This is a genomic window from Streptomyces sp. NPDC057010, assembly GCF_042673805.1.
In the GTDB taxonomy this organism is placed as follows: domain Bacteria; phylum Actinomycetota; class Actinomycetes; order Streptomycetales; family Streptomycetaceae; genus Streptomyces.
Genome location: NZ_JBHUSC010000003.1, coordinates 1 through 18,399 on the forward strand (window position 1 = coordinate 1; position 18,399 = coordinate 18,399).

Annotated in this window: 17 protein-coding genes and 1 tRNA gene; 8 read left to right on the forward strand and 10 right to left on the reverse strand. The window is 73.8% G+C overall.

All coding sequences use genetic code 11. The features are described 5' to 3' along the window. Window positions 1-173: 173 nt before the first annotated feature. A complete protein-coding gene (locus tag ACFTXQ_RS04510; protein WP_382635797.1) occupies window positions 174-926 on the forward strand; it encodes a hypothetical protein in 753 nt (250 codons plus the stop codon). Window positions 927-1,000: 74 nt separating this feature from the next. Beyond that, a tRNA-His gene (locus ACFTXQ_RS04515) sits at window positions 1,001-1,073 on the forward strand. A 47-nt stretch (window positions 1,074-1,120) separates the two neighbouring features. Here ACFTXQ_RS04515 and ACFTXQ_RS04520 read toward each other — a convergent pair. Together ACFTXQ_RS04520 and ACFTXQ_RS04525 are read right to left on the reverse strand one after the other, a co-directional pair. Then, window positions 1,121-1,876, reverse strand: coding sequence for an alpha/beta fold hydrolase (locus tag ACFTXQ_RS04520; protein ID WP_382635799.1), 756 nt, complete (start codon window positions 1,874-1,876; stop codon window positions 1,121-1,123). 115 nt (window positions 1,877-1,991) lie between these two features. Continuing rightward, entirely contained in the window at window positions 1,992-4,052 is a 2,061-nt protein-coding gene (locus tag ACFTXQ_RS04525) for a phosphocholine-specific phospholipase C (protein WP_382635800.1), read from the reverse strand. Between the two features lie 299 nt (window positions 4,053-4,351). On the opposite strand from ACFTXQ_RS04525, the gene ACFTXQ_RS04530 reads away from it, so the two are divergent. The 5 genes from ACFTXQ_RS04530 to ACFTXQ_RS04550 are packed head-to-tail and all read left to right on the forward strand — an operon-like array spanning window position 4,352 to window position 9,632. Then, entirely contained in the window at window positions 4,352-5,374 is a 1,023-nt protein-coding gene (locus tag ACFTXQ_RS04530) for a 3-oxoacyl-ACP synthase III family protein (protein ID WP_382635801.1), read from the forward strand. After that, window positions 5,371-6,120: a glycosyltransferase gene (locus ACFTXQ_RS04535; RefSeq protein ID WP_382635803.1), complete on the forward strand. Its 750-nt coding sequence runs from the start codon at window positions 5,371-5,373 to the stop codon at window positions 6,118-6,120. The genes ACFTXQ_RS04530 and ACFTXQ_RS04535 overlap by 4 nt, the downstream gene beginning before the upstream one ends. After that, entirely contained in the window at window positions 6,120-7,595 is a 1,476-nt protein-coding gene (locus ACFTXQ_RS04540) for a class I adenylate-forming enzyme family protein (protein ID WP_382635804.1), read from the forward strand. The genes ACFTXQ_RS04535 and ACFTXQ_RS04540 overlap by 1 nt, the downstream gene beginning before the upstream one ends. Before the next feature lie 43 nt (window positions 7,596-7,638). Next, window positions 7,639-8,736, forward strand: coding sequence for a cytochrome P450 (locus ACFTXQ_RS04545; protein ID WP_382635805.1), 1,098 nt, complete (start codon window positions 7,639-7,641; stop codon window positions 8,734-8,736). Beyond that, window positions 8,733-9,632, forward strand: a complete 900-nt coding sequence (locus ACFTXQ_RS04550) for an NAD-dependent epimerase/dehydratase family protein (RefSeq protein WP_382635807.1) — start codon at window positions 8,733-8,735, stop codon at window positions 9,630-9,632. The genes ACFTXQ_RS04545 and ACFTXQ_RS04550 overlap by 4 nt, the downstream gene beginning before the upstream one ends. Window positions 9,633-9,897: 265 nt before the next feature. Here the strand turns inward: ACFTXQ_RS04550 and ACFTXQ_RS04555 are convergent, their stop codons facing one another. From ACFTXQ_RS04555 to ACFTXQ_RS04590, 8 genes are all read right to left on the reverse strand, one after another. Beyond that, the gene (locus ACFTXQ_RS04555) at window positions 9,898-10,491 is read right to left on the reverse strand and encodes an ATP/GTP-binding protein (protein WP_382635809.1); all 594 of its coding nucleotides are present in this window, start codon (window positions 10,489-10,491) and stop codon (window positions 9,898-9,900) included. After that, window positions 10,478-10,846, reverse strand: a complete 369-nt coding sequence (locus ACFTXQ_RS04560; RefSeq protein ID WP_382635810.1) for a DUF742 domain-containing protein — start codon at window positions 10,844-10,846, stop codon at window positions 10,478-10,480. Before ACFTXQ_RS04560 ends, ACFTXQ_RS04555 begins: the two co-directional genes overlap by 14 nt. Next, window positions 10,846-11,250 (reverse strand): roadblock/LC7 domain-containing protein, encoded by a 405-nt coding sequence (locus tag ACFTXQ_RS04565; RefSeq protein WP_382635812.1) that lies wholly within the window; start codon window positions 11,248-11,250, stop codon window positions 10,846-10,848. The genes ACFTXQ_RS04560 and ACFTXQ_RS04565 overlap by 1 nt, the downstream gene beginning before the upstream one ends. Further along, window positions 11,247-13,604: a nitrate- and nitrite sensing domain-containing protein gene (locus ACFTXQ_RS04570; RefSeq protein WP_382635814.1), complete on the reverse strand. Its 2,358-nt coding sequence runs from the start codon at window positions 13,602-13,604 to the stop codon at window positions 11,247-11,249. Before ACFTXQ_RS04570 ends, ACFTXQ_RS04565 begins: the two co-directional genes overlap by 4 nt. 362 nt (window positions 13,605-13,966) lie before the next feature. Next, complete coding sequence (gene msrB, locus ACFTXQ_RS04575) at window positions 13,967-14,380, reverse strand: peptide-methionine (R)-S-oxide reductase MsrB (protein WP_382635815.1); 414 nt, start codon at window positions 14,378-14,380, stop codon at window positions 13,967-13,969. A gap of 24 nt (window positions 14,381-14,404) precedes the next feature. Further along, window positions 14,405-15,802, reverse strand: a complete 1,398-nt coding sequence (murC, locus tag ACFTXQ_RS04580; protein WP_382635817.1) for a UDP-N-acetylmuramate--L-alanine ligase — start codon at window positions 15,800-15,802, stop codon at window positions 14,405-14,407. A 46-nt stretch (window positions 15,803-15,848) separates the two neighbouring features. Beyond that, window positions 15,849-16,316: an indole-3-glycerol phosphate synthase gene (locus ACFTXQ_RS04585; RefSeq protein ID WP_382635819.1), complete on the reverse strand. Its 468-nt coding sequence runs from the start codon at window positions 16,314-16,316 to the stop codon at window positions 15,849-15,851. 135 nt (window positions 16,317-16,451) lie between these two features. Next, window positions 16,452-17,234 (reverse strand): pyrimidine reductase family protein, encoded by a 783-nt coding sequence (locus ACFTXQ_RS04590; RefSeq protein ID WP_382635821.1) that lies wholly within the window; start codon window positions 17,232-17,234, stop codon window positions 16,452-16,454. 51 nt (window positions 17,235-17,285) lie between these two features. Here ACFTXQ_RS04590 and zapE point away from each other — a divergent pair, with 51 nt between their 5' ends. Further along, window positions 17,286-18,365 (forward strand): cell division protein ZapE, encoded by a 1,080-nt coding sequence (gene zapE, locus ACFTXQ_RS04595; protein ID WP_382636244.1) that lies wholly within the window; start codon window positions 17,286-17,288, stop codon window positions 18,363-18,365. The last annotated feature ends 34 nt before the right edge of the window (window positions 18,366-18,399 follow it).

Below are 18,399 nucleotides of genomic sequence, written 5' to 3' on the forward strand. Positions count from 1 at the left end.
GGAGCCCCGGCCTTGAGCCGCACCTGCCGACTCAGGCCGGCCAAATCCAGCCCCGCCGGCGTTTGAGGCGCGGGGTCCGGGGCGGAGCCCCGGCACGGTCATCAGCAACGCTTATCGTGCGTGCGCGAACAATCGTTGGCGCTGAACCGCATGGCCCCCGCAGGATGATCCCCATGACCACCGCACCCGCAGTAGCCCGCATCGCCCTAGTCGGCGACCGCTCCCCGCACGTGAAGTCCCACACCCGGATCCCCCTCCTCTTCGACGCCCTCGCCTCCCGCGACGGGCTCGTGCTCGACGCCTACTGGATTCCCACCGGCGACGCAGCCGCCGAGGCCTCCGCCGGGACGCTGGGGCGGTTCGACGCCGTGTGGGTGCTGCCCGGCAGCCCCTACGTCAGTGAGGCCGGCGCGCTGGCCGCCATCCGGGTGGCCCGGGAGGAGGGGATCCCCTTCCTCGGCACCTGCGGCGGCTTCCAGCACGCGCTGCTGGAGTACGCCCGCACCGTCTGCGGGCTGACGGACGCCGCGCACGCCGAGAACGACCCCGGCGCGGCGGACCTGCTGATCGCCCCGCTCGCCTGCTCGCTCGTCGGGCACCAGGGCCTCGTACGGGCCGAGCCCGGTTCCCTCGCCGAGTCCGCGCTCGGCGCGGAGCGGTCCATGGAGCACTACCACTGCAATTACGGGCCCGCCCCCCGGCACCTGCCCGCGCTCGCCGCGCACGGCCTGCGGCTGTCGGGGCACGACGAGGACGGCCAGGTGCGCATCGTCGAGCTGCCCGGGCACCCCTTCTTCCTGGCGACGCTGTTCCAGCCGGAGCTGCACGGGGACGGGACGCAGCCGCACCCGATCGTCCGGGCCCTGGCCGCGGCCGCTGTGACCCACGCCACCGCCGCGCGCCCTGCCGCCGCCGTAGCGGAATAACGCGTCGCAGGACCACCCCGCTGATCGGCTATGCTGTGCATGCACATCGAACGGGTGGTCCGCCGCCCTTCGTGGTGGGTGTAGCTCAGTTGGTAGAGCACCTGGTTGTGGTCCAGGTGGCCGCGGGTTCAAGTCCCGTCACTCACCCTGTTGGCCCTGTAGGGGCACGAGGTCTCCTCGTGCCCCTACAGGCGTTATCCGGCGAGGAAGGCCTCGACCTCGGTGACGAAGGCCACCGGGGTCTCGTGCGGCGGGTAGTGGCCCGCGCCCGGGAGGGTGCGGATGCGGGAGTTCGGGTACCAGAGCTGCCAGGTCGCCCGCATGACGTCGGCGGTGAGCGCGAGGTCGTACTCGCCGACGAGGACGAGCACCGGGACGGTGTTGCCCTTCACGGCGGAGGACAGGTCGAGCGGCTGCCAGCTCGCGAGGTATCCGGCGAAGGCCTCGGGGCGGGAGACGGCCAGGGAGTGGGCGACCATGCGCTCCAGCCAGTGGCGGCTGGCGCGGTGGCCGGTGACCAGGTCGAGGATGGTCCGGCGCTTCTCGGGGTCCTCGGCGGCGCCGTAGAACAGGGCGTGGGTCGCGTCGTCCATCGCGTAGGGCGCAGCCGGGACCGGGGTGAGCCCGATCAGCTTTTCGATGCGCTCGGGTGCGCGGACCAGGACCTGCTGGGCCGCCTTGCCGCCCATGGAGTGGCCGAGGAGGGAGAAGGTGTCCCAGCCGAGCTGGTCGGCCAGTTCGAGCACGTCGTCGGCGATCTCGGGGAGGGTGTGGCGGCCGGGGACGTCCCGGCGGTCGCCGTAGCCGCGGTAGTCGAGGAAGGCGTACGAGAACCCGTGCGGGTCCAGGTAGTCGAGCACGGAGCCCCAGTTGGCGCAGGTGCCGAACCAGTCGTGCAGCACGATGACGCGGACGGGCCCGGTGCCGATCCTGCGGTGGGCGATGGCCATGCGTTCTCCCTCGGTGACGGGGTGGAGAAGACCGACGCCGTACCTCTTGCCCGCCGGACCAGCCGTCACACGCCCGTGAAGTCGACGCGGCGTCGACTTCACGGGCGGGGGCGGATCAGACGGTCTTGATCGCCGGGTCGGAGACGCCCGGGGCGCCCGTCTCGACGTGGCCGGCGAAGCGGCGCAGGAAGGTGGTGTCCGCGTCGGAGACCACCTTGACGTCGTACCAGCGGCCCGTGGTGCGCAGGTCCACCGTGTGGGAGACCGTGCCGCCGGCGAGGACCTTGAAGGTCTGGGACGCGCCGCCGTAGGCGTTGGTGACGGTGAGGTTGACCGCGGCCGAGCCGGAGTTGGTCAGGGTCAGGGCCAGGTTGCCGGCGGCGTCCACGTGGCGGGCCGTGACCTCGGGGCCGGCCTTCTTCGCCGGGCCCTTCCAGGTGCGCAGGAATCCGTTGGGGCCCCACACCGTGAGGTTGATCTGGTTGCCGGTGGAGCTGCTGGTGCTCCACGTGTCCGAGAGGGTCTTGCCGGCCTCGACCGTGTAGGGCCAGGGGCCGTCCGTGCGGTTGCCCGAGGTGCTGTGGAAGTGGGCGCCCAGGGAGGGGCCGCTGGAGAAGGTCAGGGTGAACTTGCCCGTGCTGACGGTGGCCTTGCCGTCCACGTACGGGCTGTAGCCCAGCGCGCGGGTGGGCTTGGCGCCGGCCTCCTGCTTCGGCAGGGTGCCCGTGGCCGGCGGGACCGGGTGGTAGGACGGGTGGGTGTTGTGGTCCGGCGGGATGTAGCCCGCCGTGGAGGGCAGGGCCGCGGGGGTCGCGTCGGCCTGGCTGAAGTCGAAGGCCGAGGTCAGGTCGCCGCAGACGGCCCGGCGCCACGGCGAGATGTTGGGCTCCTGCACCCCGAACCGCTTCTCCATGAAGCGGATCACCGAGGTGTGGTCGAAGGTCTCGGAGCAGACGTAGCCGCCCTTGCTCCACGGGGAGACCACGATCATCGGGACGCGCGGGCCGAGACCGTACGGGCCGGCCGCGTAGCCGCCGCCCCCGGCGTACAGGTCCTTCGACACGTCGGCCGTGGACAGGCCCCACGCCGAGGAGGCCGGCGGGTACGGCGGGACCACGTGGTCGAAGAAGCCGTCGTTCTCGTCGTAGGTGATGAACAGGGCCGTCTTCGCCCAGACCGCGGGGTTCGAGGTGAGCGCGTCGAGGACCTGCGAGATGTACCAGGCGCCGAAGTTGACCGGCCAGTTCGGGTGCTCGCTGAAGGCCTCGGGGGCGGCGATCCAGGAGACCTGGGGCAGGGTGCCGGCCGTCACGTCGGCGCGCAGCCGGTCGAAGTAGCCGTCGCCCGCCTTGACGTTTGTGCCGGTCCGGGCCTTCTCGTACAGGGCGCTGCCGGGCTGGGCGTTGCGGTAGCTGTTGAAGTACAGCAGCGAGTTGTCGCCGTAGTTCCCGCGGAAGGCGTCGGTGATCCAGCCCCAGGAGCCGGCCGCGTTCAGGCCGTCGCCGATGTCCTGGTAGATCTTCCAGGAGACCCCGGCGGACTCCAGGCGCTCGGGGTAGGTCTTCCAGCCGTACCCGGCCTCCTGGTTGCCGAGGACCGGGCCGCCGCCCGTGCCGTCGTTACCCGTGTGGCCCGTCCACATGTAGTAGCGGTTGGGGTCGGTGGCGCCGATGAAGGAGCAGTGGTAGGCGTCGCAGACGGTGAAGGCGTCGGCGAGGGCGTAGTGGAACGGGATGTCGTTCCGGGTCATGTAGGACATGGTCGTGGCCGTCTTGGCCGGGACCCACTTGTCGTACTTACCGTTGTTGTACGCCTGGTGGCCGCCGGCCCAGTCGTGGTTCAGGCCCTCCACGAACTGCATGCCGAGGTCGTTGACCTGCGGGTTGAAGGGGAGGATGTCCTTGGTCCCGTTGGACTGGTAGAAGACGGACTTGCCGTTGTCCTGGAGGACCGGGCGGGGGTCGCCGAAGCCGCGGACGCCCTTCATCGCACCGAAGTACTGGTCGAAGGAACGGTTCTCCTGCATCAGGACGACGATGTGCTCGATGTCCTGGATCGTCCCGGTGCTGCCCTGCGCCGGGATGGCGGCGGCGCGCGCGATGCTCTCGTTGAGCATCGCGGCGGCGGCGGTGCCACCGGCGATCTGGAGGAACCTGCGGCGGTTGAGTTCTGCCATGGCGTGACGACCTCTGCGGGTGAGGGGGGAGTCGAGGGGCGCCCCAAGGACAGCGGCCCAGGGGGACCGGACGGAGATCCTTGTCTGACACCTGGCCGTACAGCCGGAGAACGGAAGGTCGCTCGCCGCCGGCCCGCGCGTCTGGCGAAGACGGTAGGGGAACCACCCTGCGCGCAACAGCCCCCGGAACCACTCCACTTCACGTAGGTGCTGGTGACGGGGGGTACTCATCCGGCCGCCGGACCGATCTGAGCATCCGTACTCAGGACCGGGAGATGACGGCTTGTCATCGTGTGGGCATGCCCTTCCAGCCAAGTGACCGCCGGCCGCGCGCCGGGATAACCGCCGTCGGCACCCTGTTGCCCGAGGAGGTCCTGTCCTCGGACGACCTCATGCGGGAGGTGGCCCGCCGCAGCGGCCTCACGCTGCCGCCGACCCTGCTGAGGCAGGCCACCGGGATCGTCACCCGCCGGGTCGCGGGCGAGGGGGTGTACGCCTCCACGCTCGCGGTGGGCGCCGCCCGGCGGGCGCTGGACGCGGCGGGGCTCGACCCGCTCGACATCGACCTGCTGCTCTTCGCCTCCGCCTCCCGCGACCTCGTCGAGCCCGCCACCGCGCACATCGTGCAGGACGCACTGGGCTCGCGGGCCCACGCCCTGGACGTGACCAACGCCTGCAACAGCTTCGTGAACGGGATCGACCTCGTCCGGTCGATGGTCCTGTCGGGTCGGGCGCGGCGGGCCCTGGTGGTCACCGGGGAGACCCCGAGCCGGGCCGTACGGCACTCCCCCGCCGACCTGGCGCAGTTCCGCGACGGCTTCGCCGGCTACACCTTCGGTGACGCCGGGGCGGCCGTGGTCGTGGAGGCGGTGGAGCGGGGCGGGATCCTCGACGTGGACAGCGAGACCCACTCCGAGCACTGGGAGGTGGGGGGCATCCCGGGTGGCGGTTCGCGCCACCCGCGCGGGGACGAGCACACCTACTTCCGCGGGGACGGGCACGAACTGCGGGGCGTCTTCGAGAAGGTGGGCACGGCCGTCATCGACCGGACGCTGCACCGCACGGGCATGGAGTGGGACGGCTTCGCCAAGGTGCTCGTGCACCAGGTGACCGTGCCGTACGTGGAACGGTTCGCGGAGCTGACCGGGGTGCCGGCGGGGAAGCTGGTGGTGACCGTGCCCGAGCTCGGCAACGTCGCGAGCGCGAGCATCGGGATCCAGCTGGACCGGATCTTCGGTGGACTGGGCTCCGGGGAACGGGTGTTGTTCGTGGGCCTGGGCGGCGGGATCAGCATCATGACGATGGTCTGGGAGAAGTCGTGAGCGGAGCGCGGCGGATGTGGGTCGTGGTGCCCGCGCACGAGGAGGAGGCCCGCCTCGCGCAGACCCTGCGGGCGCTGGCCGCGCAGCGGGACCGGGACTTCACCCTGCTGGTCGTCGACAACGCCTCCGCCGACCGCACCGGCGCCATCGCCCGGGAGTTCGCGGCGGGCGCGCCGTTCCCGGTGGAGGTGATCGAGGAGCCGGAGAAGGGGGTCGGCTCGGCGGTGGACACCGGCTTCCGGTACGCGATCGGCCGCGGCGCGGCCCTGCTCGCCCGTACGGACGCCGACTGCCTGCCCCGGCCCGGCTGGACCCGCGCGGCCCGCACCGCGCTCACCGAACGCCCCGGGCTGGTGTGCGGGCGGGTCACGGCCCGGCGCGACGAGCACGGGCCGCTCGGCCGGGCCGGCTTCGCCCTGCTCGTGGCGCTCGCCGCTCTCTTCGGGCGGCTGCGGCCCGGGCATGCCCGCCGCAAGGGCTTCCGGGCCCCCTACCGCATGCACGCCGGCAACAACATGGCCATCACGGCCGAGCTGTACCTGGCCGTGGGCGGCATGCCCCGGCGCCCCTCGCCGACCGACCGGCTCTTCCTCAACGCCGTCCGCCGCCACACCGACCGGATCACCCACCGCCGGGACATGGTCGTGGAGAACTCCACGCGGCGCCTACGCGCCTACGGGCTCGCCGGCACCGCCCGCTGGTACCTCGACCAGGGCAGCGGCACGCACGGAACGGATCCCCGCTGATGCTGGACCGCCTCGACCACGCGCTGCGCAGCCGCCCCGAGCGGCCCGCCGTGCTCACCGCCACCCGGACCGGGGCGCCGCGGATCCGTGCCACCCGCGGCGAACTCGCCGGGCTGTCCGACGCGTTCGCGGCCGCGCTGCACGCGCGCGGCCTGCGCGCCGGGGACACCGTCGGCGTCGCCGTGCGCCCCGGGCCGCGGGCCCTGGCCGTGCTGCTCGCGCTGTGGCGGCTCGGGCTGCGCGGGGCCGTGCTCGACCCGGGCGCGGGGCCCGACGTACTGCGGGCGCGGCTGGCGCTGGCCCGGCCCTCACTGGTGCTGGCCGACGCTGCCGCGCAGGCGGTGGCGGGCTGGGCCCGGCCGCTGGCCCGGCGGGCGCACCTCGCGCTGCCGGACCTGGCCGAGCTGGGGCCGGTGGCCACGGTCGGGCGGCGGCTGCCCGGCTGCGCGCCCGCGCTGGATCCGGCCGCGCCGCGTACGGGCGTTCCGGTGCACGGGGACCACGACGGGGACGCGGTGATCGTGTTCACCTCGGGGACCACCTCCCGGCCCCGGGCCGTGGTCCACAGCCGGTCCGGCCTGGCCGCCGGCATGGCCACCGTCGCCTCGCTCTTCGACGCCCGCGGGGAGGAACCGGTGCTCGGCGGCACCTTCTTCGTCCTGGTCCCCGCGCTCACGCGCGGCGCGCCCGTCGCCCTGCCGGCCCGCGAACCGAAGGTATTGGCACGGCAGTTGGACCGGCTGCGGCCGCAGGACACCTATCTGACCCCGCCGCAGCTGCGCGACGCCCTGGCCGCAGGGGCCAGGTTCCACGGGCGGGTGTGGACGGGTTCGGCCCCCGCGAGCGCGGAGCTGCTGGAGCGGGTGCGGGGCGCGGGCGCGGCAGAGGCGTGGGGGGTGTACGCGCTGACCGAGCTGTTCCCCGCCGCCGCGGTCGAGGCCCGGGAGAAGTCGGCCTTCGAGGGACCGGGCGACCTGGTCGGCGCCCCGCTGCCCGGGGTCGTCGCCAAGCCCGACGCGGACGGGCAGCTACTCCTGGCCGGGGCCGCGGCCCGGGACCGCTACCTCGGCGAGGAGCCCGACGCGTGGGTCCGTACGGGCGACCGGGCGCGGCTGGACGGGGCCGGCCGGATCGTCCTCGAAGGCAGGGTCAAGGACATGGTGCTGCGGCGGGCCGAGAACATCTACCCGGGCCTGTACGAACCGGCCCTCCACGTCCCGGGGGTGGAGCTGGCCGTCCTGGTCGGCGTGCCGGCGGGCGACGGCGACGAACGGCTCGTGGCCGTGGTCCAGCCCCGGCGCGGCGCGGCCGAAGCCGCCCTGCGCACCGCCCTGGCGGGCCCGCTGGGCCGCATGGGCACGGCCCGCCCCGACACCCTCCTTTTCGCCCGGATCCCCTTGTCGGGCCGCTCCCGCAAACCGGACCGGGCGGCCACCTCGGCCCTGGCGGCGCGGCGCCTGAGCCACACGGCATGACCCCCGTCGCCGGCGGGGCCGCACAGCAGGAGGTACGCACCCCATGAGCACCCCGTCCCACGCGCGGGCCCGGCGGCGTGACCGCCGCGTCTACCTGCGCAGCCATCCCGTGCTGTTCGGGCTCCTCGCCGCCACCCGCGGGCGGCCCGTACGGCGGCTCGGGCGGACCCTCCTCGTGCACGACACGGAGGCCTACCGGGAGGCGCTGACCCGGCTGCCGCTGGACCGTACGGCGGCCGGTACGACGGGCGGCGCGGCGCGGACCGCGCTGGCGGGCGGCGGCGGGGGCGTGCTGTTCGACCAGGAGGGCAGCGGGCACCGGGCCGACCGGCGGGACCTCGCCGGGCAGCTGGGCTCGGCCGGGGTCGAGCGGCTGCGGCCGGTCTGGCAGCCGCTGCTCGTACGCCGCCTCGCGCCGCTCGCGCACGGCCGTGGGGTGGACCTCGTCGGGCTCGCCCGGGAGCTCGCCGGGGCGGTGGTCTGCGCGCTGCTGGACGCGGACGCCGATCCGCGGGTCCTCGCGGCGGCCGCCGCCGAGGCCGCGGCCGCTTCCGTACGCAGCCACCTGCCGGGGCCGCGCCGCCCCCGCGCGGAGGCGGCCGCGGCCCGGGCCGCGGACCGGCTCCAGCGGTTGCTGACGCCTGCGGACGGGGCGCTGGCCGCCATGGTGGCGGTGGCCGCCGTCAACACCACGGTCGCCGCGCTGCCCCGGGCCGTGGCCTGGTGCGCGGACGCCGGGCTGTGGGAGCAGGCCGCCGACCCGGCGCTGCGCCCGGCGCTCGCCGACGAGCTGCTGCGGGTCACCGCGGCCTCGCCGCTGCTGCCCCGGGTGGCGGCCGCGGAAGGGTCCGTCGGCGGCTGCCCGGTGCGCGGCGGCGACCGGCTGCTGCTGGTCGCCCGGCATGCGGCCGAGGCGCACCGGCGGGACCCGGACGCCCGCCGGCCGGCCGGGGCGGGCACCGCCCGGCTGGTGTTCGGCGCCGGGCCGCACGTGTGCCCCGGGGCCCGGCTGGCGCGCGCCCAGCTGACCGACGTACTGGCGGCGCTGGCCCCGTACCGGCCGGTCGTGACGCGGGCCCGGGTGGACCGGCGGGCGGCCCTGCCCGGCTGGCGGGCCCTGACGGTGGAGGCCCGCGCATGAGCCTGCGTATCGCGGTGACCGGGGCGAGCGGCTTCTGCGGCGGGCACGTGGCCCGGGCGGCCGCAGCGGCCGGGGCGCGGGTGGTGTGCGTGGGCCGGCGGCCCGGCCCGCTGGGCGAACACCGCTTCTGGGACGCCGCGCTCGGCGGGCCGGACCTCTCGGGGACGGACCTGGTGGTGCACTGCGCGGCTGCGGTCGGCGATCCAGCCCCCGGTTCGGCAGCCGAGTCGCTGATGCACGCGGTGAACGTCGGCGGCACGCGGCGCCTCCTGCGGGCGGCGGGCGGCCGGCCGGTGGTGTGGGTGAGCAGCGCCAGCGTCTACGACCCGCACCTGGACCGCAGCCTGGTCCGCGAGGACCATCCGCGCGGGCGCCACCTCAACGCCTACGGGCGGACGAAGGCGGCGGGCGAGGCCCTGGCGCTGGCCGCCGGCGCGGTGGTGCTGCGGCCCCGGGCCGTCTACGGTCCCGGGGACACCCAGCTGCTCCCCCGGCTCCTGTCCCGGGTGCGGGCCGGGACCCTGCTGCTGCCGGGTGCGGACGTGCGGCTCAGCCTGACGGCGGTGGAGAACCTCGCCGACGCCTGCCTGGCGGCGGCCTCCTGGCCGGCGGGCGCCTACAACGTGGCCGACGCCGAACCGTACTCCCGCGACGCGGCGGTCGGCGCCGTGCTGCGCGCCCACGGAGTCCGCGCCCGGATCCGTCACCTCCCGCTGCCGCTGGCCCGCGCGGCGGCCCGCATCGCGGAGTCCCTGCCCACCGCCGAACCGGCCCTCAGCCGCTACGCGGTGGACCAGCTGGCCCACCCGGTGGTCCTGGACCTGACCCGGTCCCGCGCCCGCGGCTGGACCCCGCGCCGGACCCTGGAGGACCACCTCGGCTCGCTCCGCGGCTGAGGAACTCCCCTGCGGGACGCGCGCCTCGCCGGGGCCGCCCCCGCCCTGCCGGCCGGCAACGCCGCCTACGCCTTCCCGGCCCTGCTCGCCTACCAGTTCGTCTTCGGCGTCGCGGCAACCGTCTGGGCGATCTCCATGACGACCACCCGGCAGCTGATCGCCCCGGACCACCTCCAGGGCCGCGTCGCCGGGTTCGCCCAGGCGGCGCTCCTGACCGCCGTCCCGGTCGGGGCCCTGGCCGGGGGTAGCCGTCGCCCCGGCCGGTTCAGACGGCCGCCGCGGCCCCCGCGTCGGCGATGAGCAGGTCGAGCAGCGCGAGGAGGGACGCGCGGACGTCCGTACGGGAGCGGGCGTCGAGCATGAGGACGGGAGTGGCGGGGTCGCGCAGGTGCAGGGCCGCCCCGATCTCCTCGGCGGTGTAAGGCTGTTCGCCGTGGAAGCAGTTCGCGCCGACCACGAAGGGCAGCCCGCGGCTCTCGAAGAAGTCGACGGCCGGGAAGCTCCTGTCCAGGCGCCGCGTGTCGACCAGCACGATCGCCCCGAGCGCCCCGCTCAGCAGGTCGTCCCACATGAACCAGAAGCGCTCCTGGCCCGGCGTCCCGAACAGGTAGAGGACGACTCCGGCGTCGGTGAGGGTGATCCGGCCGAAGTCCATCGCCACGGTGGTGACCGCCTTGGACTCGATGCCGTCGAGGTCGTCGACGCCGACGCCCGCGGCCGTCAGCCGCTCCTCCGTGCGCAGCGGCTCGATCTCGGAGATCGTCTCCACCAGGGTCGTCTTCCCGACCCCGAACCCACCGGCGATGAGGATCTTGACCGGAGCCGTTTCCTGGGTGGCGGGGGTGTCATATCCGGGCAAGGTTGTCCCTGATTCTCATGAGCAGGTGGACGTTGGTGATCTCGGCGCCCTCCAGGGGCGGCCTGTGGTGGATCAGCCCGCGGTCGGCCAGTTCGCCGAGGAGCAGCGCCATCGGGGTGAGCCGGATGTGCATCCGCGCCGCGATCTCGGCGACCGCCAGGCCTCCCGGCTCCGCGCACATGGCGAGGATGTCCTGCCACTCGGTGGGGAGACCGCCCCAGGCGTCCTCGGCGACCGCCGCCGTGATCGTGGTGTCCATGGTGAGGACGGTGTGCGGTGCGGCTGTACGGCCGTCGGTCAGGGCGTACAGCCGCGTCCGGCGGCGGCGTGCGGGCTGTGGCTCGTCCTGCGGCATTACGGGGTCGGGGCCTGGGTGCGCTCGGGCGTGCCCAGCCACTCGCCGAGCGCCTGGGCGGTCCGTACGGCCTCGCCGCCCAGCTCCCCGAGCCTCGCCTTGCGGGAGGTCACCACGATGAGGGTGCTGCCCTCCCCGCACCCGACGATGCAGAGGTAGCGGTCGTCCATCTCCACCAGCTGGCGGATGACACGGCCGCCTTCGACCTCCCGGGATATCGCCTTCATCGTGGCCGCGATGCCGGAGGCCGCGGCCGCCATGCGCTCGGCCTGGGGCTCGTCCAGCAGGTAGGCGCTCAGCTTGATGCCGTCGTTGGACAGGAGCACGGCTCCCTGGATGCCCGCGATCCTGCTCAGGTTGTTGTCGAGGACGCTGTAGATCATGTCGGTCGATGAGGTGGTCATGGCTGATCCCGTCGGAGCTCTTCTTCCACTGTCTGGGTGCCCTGTTCGTAGTCCGCCCAGGCGTCGGCCACCTCTTCGGGTGTCGCGGTGTCCTGCGGGACGACGGTTTCCGGTGCGCGGGGCGCGCGCAGCTGCTCGGCGATGTGGGTCTGCGGGACGCGCTCGGGGAGGGCCGGCCTCGTGGGTCCGACCGCCGGCGCGGGCGCGGGCGCGGGTGCGGGTGCCGGTCCGGGCGCGGGTGCGGGTGCGGGGGCGCCCGCGGGTGCCTTCGTGGCGCGGGTCGGCAGTCCGGCGGCCGTGTGCAGGACCAGCTCCGGCTTGCGTTCCTCCGCGAGGCGCGGTGCCGGGGCGGCCGGGGCCGGGGCCGGTTCCTGGACAGCCGGTGCCTCTGCCGGTTCCTGCCGCGCGGGTTCGCGCAGTGCGCCGCCCTCGGTCGCCCCCAGCAGCTCCCCGGGAAGGATCACCACCGCGGAGGTCCCTCCGTACACCGAGCGGCGGAGCGTGACCGTCGCCCGGAGCTGGTCGGCGAGGTGACCGACCACGAACAGGCCCAGCCGGTGCGCGTTCTGTGCCAGGACGGAGTACGGCGGGGCCTCGTGCAGACGCCTGTTCATCTCCTCGTACCGCTCGGGGCTCACGCGGGGCCCGCGGTCCTCGATCTCGACCGACAGCCCGTCCGCCACCAGTTCGGCGCGGATGACCACCTTCGAGCGCGGCGGGGAGAACCGGGTGGCGTTGTCCAGCAGCTCCGCGAGCAGGTGGCTGATCTGGCTGATCGCGTGCGGTTCGACGCTGGTCTCGTCCAGGGCCTGGCGCTCGATGCGGCGGAAGTCCTCGACCTCCGCGGCGGCCTCGCGGAGCAGGTCGGCGACGCGCATGGGCTCGGTGTGCGGGTCGGGGACCTCGCCGCCCGCCAGGATGAGGAGGTTCTCGATCTGGCGCCGCATGCCCACCGTCAGCTGGTCGGCCCGCATCAACTGGGCGAGCAGCGCCTCGTCGTGACCGAAGGTGTCCTGGAGGTCCTCGGTGAGGCTCAGCTGGCGGCTGACCAGGTTCCCGGTGCGCGAGGCGATGCCCGCGGCGAACAGGCCGAAGCCGTGCCGCTCGGCCGCGAGCTGCCGGTGACCGTCGACGGACACGGCGACGGCCCGGGCGAACGCGTCGCTGACGCGCCCGACCTCGTCCCGGTCGCCGCGCACCGCCGGCAGCGCCGCGTCGTCGACCGTCTGGCCGCGCTGGAGCCGGGCGACGACGTCGGGGAGGGTCTCCTCGGCGACGGTCACCGTGCGCTCGTGCAGGACGTGCAGGCGGCGGAGCACCGACCGCGTGGTGAGGACGACCACGAGCACGACGACCAGCAGCCCGCCGCCGCTCCCGCCGATCAGCCAGGCGACCTCGGTCTGCAGCTCCGCTGCCTTGGCCTCGCCGCGCGTGAGCACCTGCCGCGCCCGGTCGACGTTGAGCGAGGCCATCTGCACCGAGAAGTTCTCGTGCGCGGACCGCCAGCCGCCGACCTCGGCGGGCAGCTTGACCCCGGATTCGACGTCCTTGTGGTCGGCGACCACCGCGTTCTCGATACGGGTCTTCGTCTTCCAGTCCGGGGAGGCGAGGATCCGCTCGTAGAACCGCCGGTCCCGCTCGGAGAGGTACGGCGAGATCCATGCCTCGTACAGGTACCGCTGGGCCCCCATGGCGCCGATGAACTGGTCGAAGGCGGAGGAGCTCAGCTCCCGGGACGGCCCGGCCAGCGCCAGGATCGAGTCCTCGCGCGCCACCATCTCGGTGGCCGAGAGCATGGGCACCACGGGCCGGCTCTCCTCGGCCAGGTCGGCGTCCTGCGCGTGGCTGAATTCCTGCTGGTACACCTGGATGATCGCGCCGATCGCGCCGTTGTACGAGGCGAGCGTGGCATCGGCGCCGCCGCTGCGGGCGTCCGCGCGCTGGCGGTAGGCGGCCAGGCCGTCGAGCCGCTGGTTCACTTCCTTGAAGGGGGCCGCCGAACCGGACACCAGCCCGCGGAATTCGGCCGCGGCCCGGTCCGTGGCCTCCCGCCGGTCCCGCAGCTCCTGTTCGGCCCCGGCCGTGCCCGCCCAGTGCGCGGCGGTCACCGTCCGCTCGGCCTGCAGGTCGACCATGAGCGTGTACAGCGGCGCGCCGAGCCGCTCCGCGGCCTCGACATCGGCCCGCAGCCGATCCGACTGCGTCAGCAGTCGCCCGGCGGTCACGGTCACCTGGGTGCCCATCACCACGATGGGGATCACCGCCAGCAGGATGAGCAGCGTACGCAGGCGTACGGTACGCCGCCGACGGGGCGTCGACTGCCCTGGTGCGCCTTCGGGTTCTATGGGGGACATCGTTCCTCGGGAGCGGGGGACAAACGGGAAACGGTCGGGCGGGCGCACCGGGTGCGGCCCAACAGCCGGTCCTGGCACCGTCCTGGGGTGGGGACGGGCACAACCTGTGCGGCTGCGGCGGGATGTGAGGGTGCCGATCATAACCAGCCACACCGAAGAAGCGGATAGGTATCTTCCGTGGCCGAATCGTGCTATCGACGGCGATACGTCCCAGCCCGGAGACCGGATCGCAATCCAACCGCGACGTCCCCGACACCGCACGGAACGCGGCCCGGCACGCGAACACAGAAGAGCCCCGGACACCACCGGTGTCCGGGGCTCAACCCCTCTCGGCCCGCCGTCGCCCAGGGCGCCCGCGCCGGTCAGCCCTCGGCGGAGTCCGGGGTCAGGCGCAGGGAGATCGAGTTGATGCAGTAGCGCTGATCCGTGGGCGTGGGGTAGCCCTCGCCCTCGAAGACGTGGCCCAGGTGGGAGCCGCACGTCGCGCAGCGGACCTCGGTGCGGACCATGCCGTGCGAGGTGTCGGCGATCAGCTCGACCGCGTCGGTGTCCTTCGGGTCGAAGAACGACGGCCAGCCGCAGTGGGAGTCGAACTTCTCCGTGGAGCGGAAGAGTTCGGCCCCGCAGCCGCGGCAGGAGTAGACGCCCTCCGTCTTGGTGTCCGTGTACTCACCGCGGAAGGCCGGCTCGGTGCCCGCGAGGCGGAGCACCTGGTACTCGGACGGGGTCAGCTCCGCCTGCCACTGCTCGTCCGTCTTCTCGACCTCGTACGCCATGACGTTCCCGCTCCCTCGGTTCCCTCAGTTCGACAGCCGGGCGAGGATCTGGGGTCCCAGGTCCGTGACGTCGCCCGCGCCCATGGTGAGAACGAGATCGCCGGGCTTGGCCATTCCCGCGATCACGTCGGCGACGGCCTCCTTGGAGTGCTCGGCGGTGACGTCAGCGCCCGCGGCCCGGGCGGCGGCGATGATGATCTCGCTGGTGACGCCGGGGATCGGGTCCTCGCGGGCCGGGTAGATGTCCAGGACCACCGAGGCGTCGGCGAGGGCGAGGGCCTGGCCCATCTCCTTGCCGAGCTCCTGGGTGCGGGAGAAGAGGTGCGGCTGGAAGACGACCAGGATCCGGGAGTCCCCGGCGGCGCCGCGGATGGCCTCCAGGTCGGCGGTCATCTCGGTCGGGTGGTGCGCGTAGGAGTCGATGACCTGGACGCCGGCGGCCTCGCCCTTGAGCTGGAGGCGGCGCTTGACGCCGGTGTACTTGCCGAGGGCGGAGGCCAGGTTGTGCGCCGGGATGCCGAGGGCCACGCCCGCGGCGAGGGCGGCGACGGCGTTGTGCGCGTAGTGCCGGCCGGGGACGGAGACGGTGAAGGTCAGCATCCGGCCGCCCAGGACGACCGTGACCTCGCTGGTCAGGCCGCGCGGGGTGATCTTGGTGATGCGGACGTCGGCCTCGTGCTCCTCGCCGTACGTGACGACGTTCAGGCCCTGGCGGCCGGCGACGCGGCGGGCGATCTCGGCCGCGCCCTCCTGGCCGTGGGCGACGACCAGGGTGCCGCCGGGGACGATCTTGCCGACGAAGGTCTCGAAGGACTCGTAGATCTCCTCCATCGACGCGTAGTTCGCGTGGTGGTCGAGCTCCGCGTTGAGGATGATCGCGACCTGCGGCGCGTACTTGTGGAAGCTGCGGTCGCTCTCGTCCGCCTCGGCCACGAAGATGTCGCCCTCGCCGTGGTGGGCGTTGGAGCCGGGGGCGTCCAGGTCGCCGCCGATGGCGTACGAGGGGTCCAGGCCCAGCGCCGACAGGGAGACCGCCAGCATGGAGGTGGTGGTGGTCTTGCCGTGCGTACCGGCGACGGCGATCGGGCGCAGCCCGTCCATCAGCGCGGCGAGCGCGTCCGAGCGGTGGACGACGGGGACGCCCAGCTCGGCGGCGCGCGCCAGCTCGGGGTTGTCCGCGCGGATGGCGCTGGAGACGACCACGCAGGTGGCGTCGTCGGCGAGGTTGCCGGCGGCGTGTCCGCTGTGGACCGTGGCCCCGTTGGCGCGCAGCGCCTCGGCGGTCTCGGAGTCACCTCGGGCATCGCTGCCGGCCACCTGCGCGCCGCGCTGGGCGAGGATCTTCGCGATGCCGGACATGCCGGCGCCGCCGATGCCGATGAAGTGGGGCCGTTCCATGGCGGTCGGCAGGCCGGGCTTCATTCAGGTCGCTCCAGGATCGAGTGCGGTGGGCTCTGAGGACCCAAGCCTATTCGTTGTGGGCGAAGAGCTTGAGCACCGGAACGCCGACCTTGTGCCGGGCCCGGGAGGCCCAGTCCCGGTGGAAGAACTCCTCGACGAAGTGCGGGGCGGTCAGGACGATCACCTCGTCGGCGTTCGTCTCGTCCACCACGGCCTTCAGTTTGTCGAGGGGGTGGTCCTCGATGATCTGGCCGACGGCCCGGGCGCCCTTCTGCCGCAGGGCGTTCAGGGAGTGCGCGAGGGCGTGGGCGGCCGGGCCGCGGGCGGCCTCGCCCTCCGGTTCGTCGCCCTCGTGGATGGCCTCGGGGAGCTCGCCGAGCGCTACGTCGTCGATGGCGCGCAGCAGTCGGTCCTGGTCGCCCCTGGGTTGCATGAGGACGACGAAGGAGACCTGGTCGTCTCCGTGCAGGGTGGTGACGAAGTCCACGTCCACCGTGGTCAGCGGCTGCTCGATCATCAATACGCTCGTGAACACGGACGCCCTCTCCTTCATGGGCCGAGGCCGGGTGGCCGGCCCCTGCGGAAACCATCCTGCCCCGCTCTCGCACGGGGCCTGCGGAGGTATATGTGCCCAGTGGAAGCTAAGCGGAACGACAAATTCCGCGGCTTGTCAGATCCGACGGTAGCTCGTGAACAGGAACCCGGCCTCTTCCAGTACACAGGCGGGCGCGAGCCGGTGCGGAACCGTGACAGAGGGGCCGCCGGAGATCCTCTGGGCGTCACCCGCCGTGAGCATCGGCGAGATCGTCAGGCACAGCTCGTCCAGGGCGTCGGCGGCCACGAACTGGCCCAGCAGCCGGGGCCCGCCCTCGGTGAGCTGGCGGCGCAGCCCCCGCTGCGCGAGCTCCCGTACGACCCGGACCGGGTCGGCGCCGGCCCCCTCGCCCGCGACCACGACCTCGGCCCCGGCCTTGACGGCCTCCGCCACCCGGTCGGAGGGCGCGGCGGCCCCGGTGACGACGAGGGTCGGCACGAGCGGGGAGGTGAACAGGGGCAGCGAGAAGTCCAGGTCCAGCCCGGCGGTGACCACCGCGATGGCGGGGGCGGGGCCCTGACCGGCGGCCGCGCGGCGGGCGGCGAAGGCCTCCCGGGCCCGGGCGGGACGGTAGCCCTCCTGGCGAACCGTTTCCGCGCCGACGACCACCACATCGGCCAGGGCCCGCAGGGTGCCGAAGATCCGCATGTCGGTCTCGCCGGAGATCGGCTGCGAGCGGCCGTCGTGCTGGGCGGCCCCGTCGAGAGTCGAAACCATGTTCGCCCGCAGCCAGTGCGCGTCCGGTCCGAGCGCGGGATACGCGTAGGCCTCCGCGAGCTCGTCCAGCGACCACTCGCGGTCGGCCGGGTCCTGCGGCGAGGCTGATGTCTGATCGGTCACAGGGAACAGTCGTCGCATCGGTGCAGTGTGCCACGCCCCGTAGAGTTAAGAGCTGTGTCCACACCACTGATGGCCTCCGGCCGGCCCCCGATAGCCGACGACGCGGGCCCGCAGGCCCTGTGCGCCCGCGAGCCGCGGGTGCCCGCCGAACGGCTGGTGGCCGAGATGGTGCCGCCGCCGCGTTTCGACTCGGTGCGCTTCGACACGTACGACCCGGACCCGGCCCAGCCGAGCCAGGCCGAGGCCGTCACCGCGCTCAGCGGCTTCGCGGCCGGCCTGGGCGGGGCGCACGCCTCGGGCTCCGGCAAGCGGCGCTGGTTCGCCAAGAAGCCGGCGGCCCCCGCGGCCCCGCGCGGCGTCTACCTCGACGGCGGCTACGGCGTCGGCAAGACCCACCTCCTCGCCTCCCTGTGGCACGCCACCCCGGCCGAGCCCGCGCTCAAGGCCTTCGGCACCTTCGTGGAGCTCACGAACCTGGTCGGCGCCCTCGGCTTCCAGCAGACCGTGCAGACCCTGGGCGGGCACCGCCTCCTGTGCATCGACGAGTTCGAGCTGGACGACCCGGGCGACACCGTGCTGGTGTCCTCGCTGCTGAGCCGCCTCGTCGAGCAGGGCGTGGCGCTGGCCGCCACCTCCAACACGCTGCCCGGCAAGCTCGGCGAGGGCCGCTTCGCCGCCGCCGACTTCCTGCGGGAGATCCAGGGGCTGTCGGCGCACTTCCGGCCGCTGCGGATCGACGGCCAGGACTACCGCCACCGCGGCCTGCCGGAGGCCCCGGCCCCGTTCTCGGACGAGCAGGTGGCCAAGGCCGCGTACGCGACCCCCGGCGCGAGCCTCGACGACTTCCCCGGCCTGCTGGAACACCTGGCGCGGGTCCACCCGAGCCGCTACGGCGCGCTGACCGACGGGCTCTCGGCGGTCTGCCTGACCGACGTCGGCCCGGTCCCGGACCAGTCGACGGCGCTGCGGCTGGTGGTCCTGGCCGACCGGCTGTACGACCGGGAGATACCCGTGCTGGCCTCCGGGGTCCCGTTCGACCGGCTGTTCAGTGACGAGATGCTGAACGGCGGCTACAAGAAGAAATACTTCCGCGCCATATCGCGGCTCACCGCGCTGGCGCGCGACGCGAAACCCCTGGTGTCCCAGTAGGTTTGGGAATGCCGGGCCCTTCCGGGGACCCGGC

Bases quoted from the DNA above. Each gene is read 5' to 3' on its own strand.
- ACFTXQ_RS04510 (WP_382635797.1), top strand. From the start codon at position 174: ATGACCACCGCACCCGCAGTAGCCCGCATCGCCCTAGTCGGCGACCGC.
- ACFTXQ_RS04520 (WP_382635799.1), bottom strand. From the start codon at position 1,876: ATGGCCATCGCCCACCGCAGGATCGGCACCGGGCCCGTCCGCGTCATC.
- ACFTXQ_RS04525 (WP_382635800.1), bottom strand. From the start codon at position 4,052: ATGGCAGAACTCAACCGCCGCAGGTTCCTCCAGATCGCCGGTGGCACC.
- ACFTXQ_RS04530 (WP_382635801.1), top strand. From the start codon at position 4,352: ATGCCCTTCCAGCCAAGTGACCGCCGGCCGCGCGCCGGGATAACCGCC.
- ACFTXQ_RS04540 (WP_382635804.1), top strand. From the start codon at position 6,120: ATGCTGGACCGCCTCGACCACGCGCTGCGCAGCCGCCCCGAGCGGCCC.
- ACFTXQ_RS04545 (WP_382635805.1), top strand. From the start codon at position 7,639: ATGAGCACCCCGTCCCACGCGCGGGCCCGGCGGCGTGACCGCCGCGTC.
- ACFTXQ_RS04550 (WP_382635807.1), top strand. From the start codon at position 8,733: ATGAGCCTGCGTATCGCGGTGACCGGGGCGAGCGGCTTCTGCGGCGGG.
- ACFTXQ_RS04560 (WP_382635810.1), bottom strand. From the start codon at position 10,846: ATGCCGCAGGACGAGCCACAGCCCGCACGCCGCCGCCGGACGCGGCTG.
- ACFTXQ_RS04565 (WP_382635812.1), bottom strand. From the start codon at position 11,250: ATGACCACCTCATCGACCGACATGATCTACAGCGTCCTCGACAACAAC.
- ACFTXQ_RS04570 (WP_382635814.1), bottom strand. From the start codon at position 13,604: ATGTCCCCCATAGAACCCGAAGGCGCACCAGGGCAGTCGACGCCCCGT.
- msrB (WP_382635815.1), bottom strand. From the start codon at position 14,380: ATGGCGTACGAGGTCGAGAAGACGGACGAGCAGTGGCAGGCGGAGCTG.
- murC (WP_382635817.1), bottom strand. From the start codon at position 15,802: ATGAAGCCCGGCCTGCCGACCGCCATGGAACGGCCCCACTTCATCGGC.
- ACFTXQ_RS04590 (WP_382635821.1), bottom strand. From the start codon at position 17,234: ATGCGACGACTGTTCCCTGTGACCGATCAGACATCAGCCTCGCCGCAG.
- zapE (WP_382636244.1), top strand. From the start codon at position 17,286: ATGGCCTCCGGCCGGCCCCCGATAGCCGACGACGCGGGCCCGCAGGCC.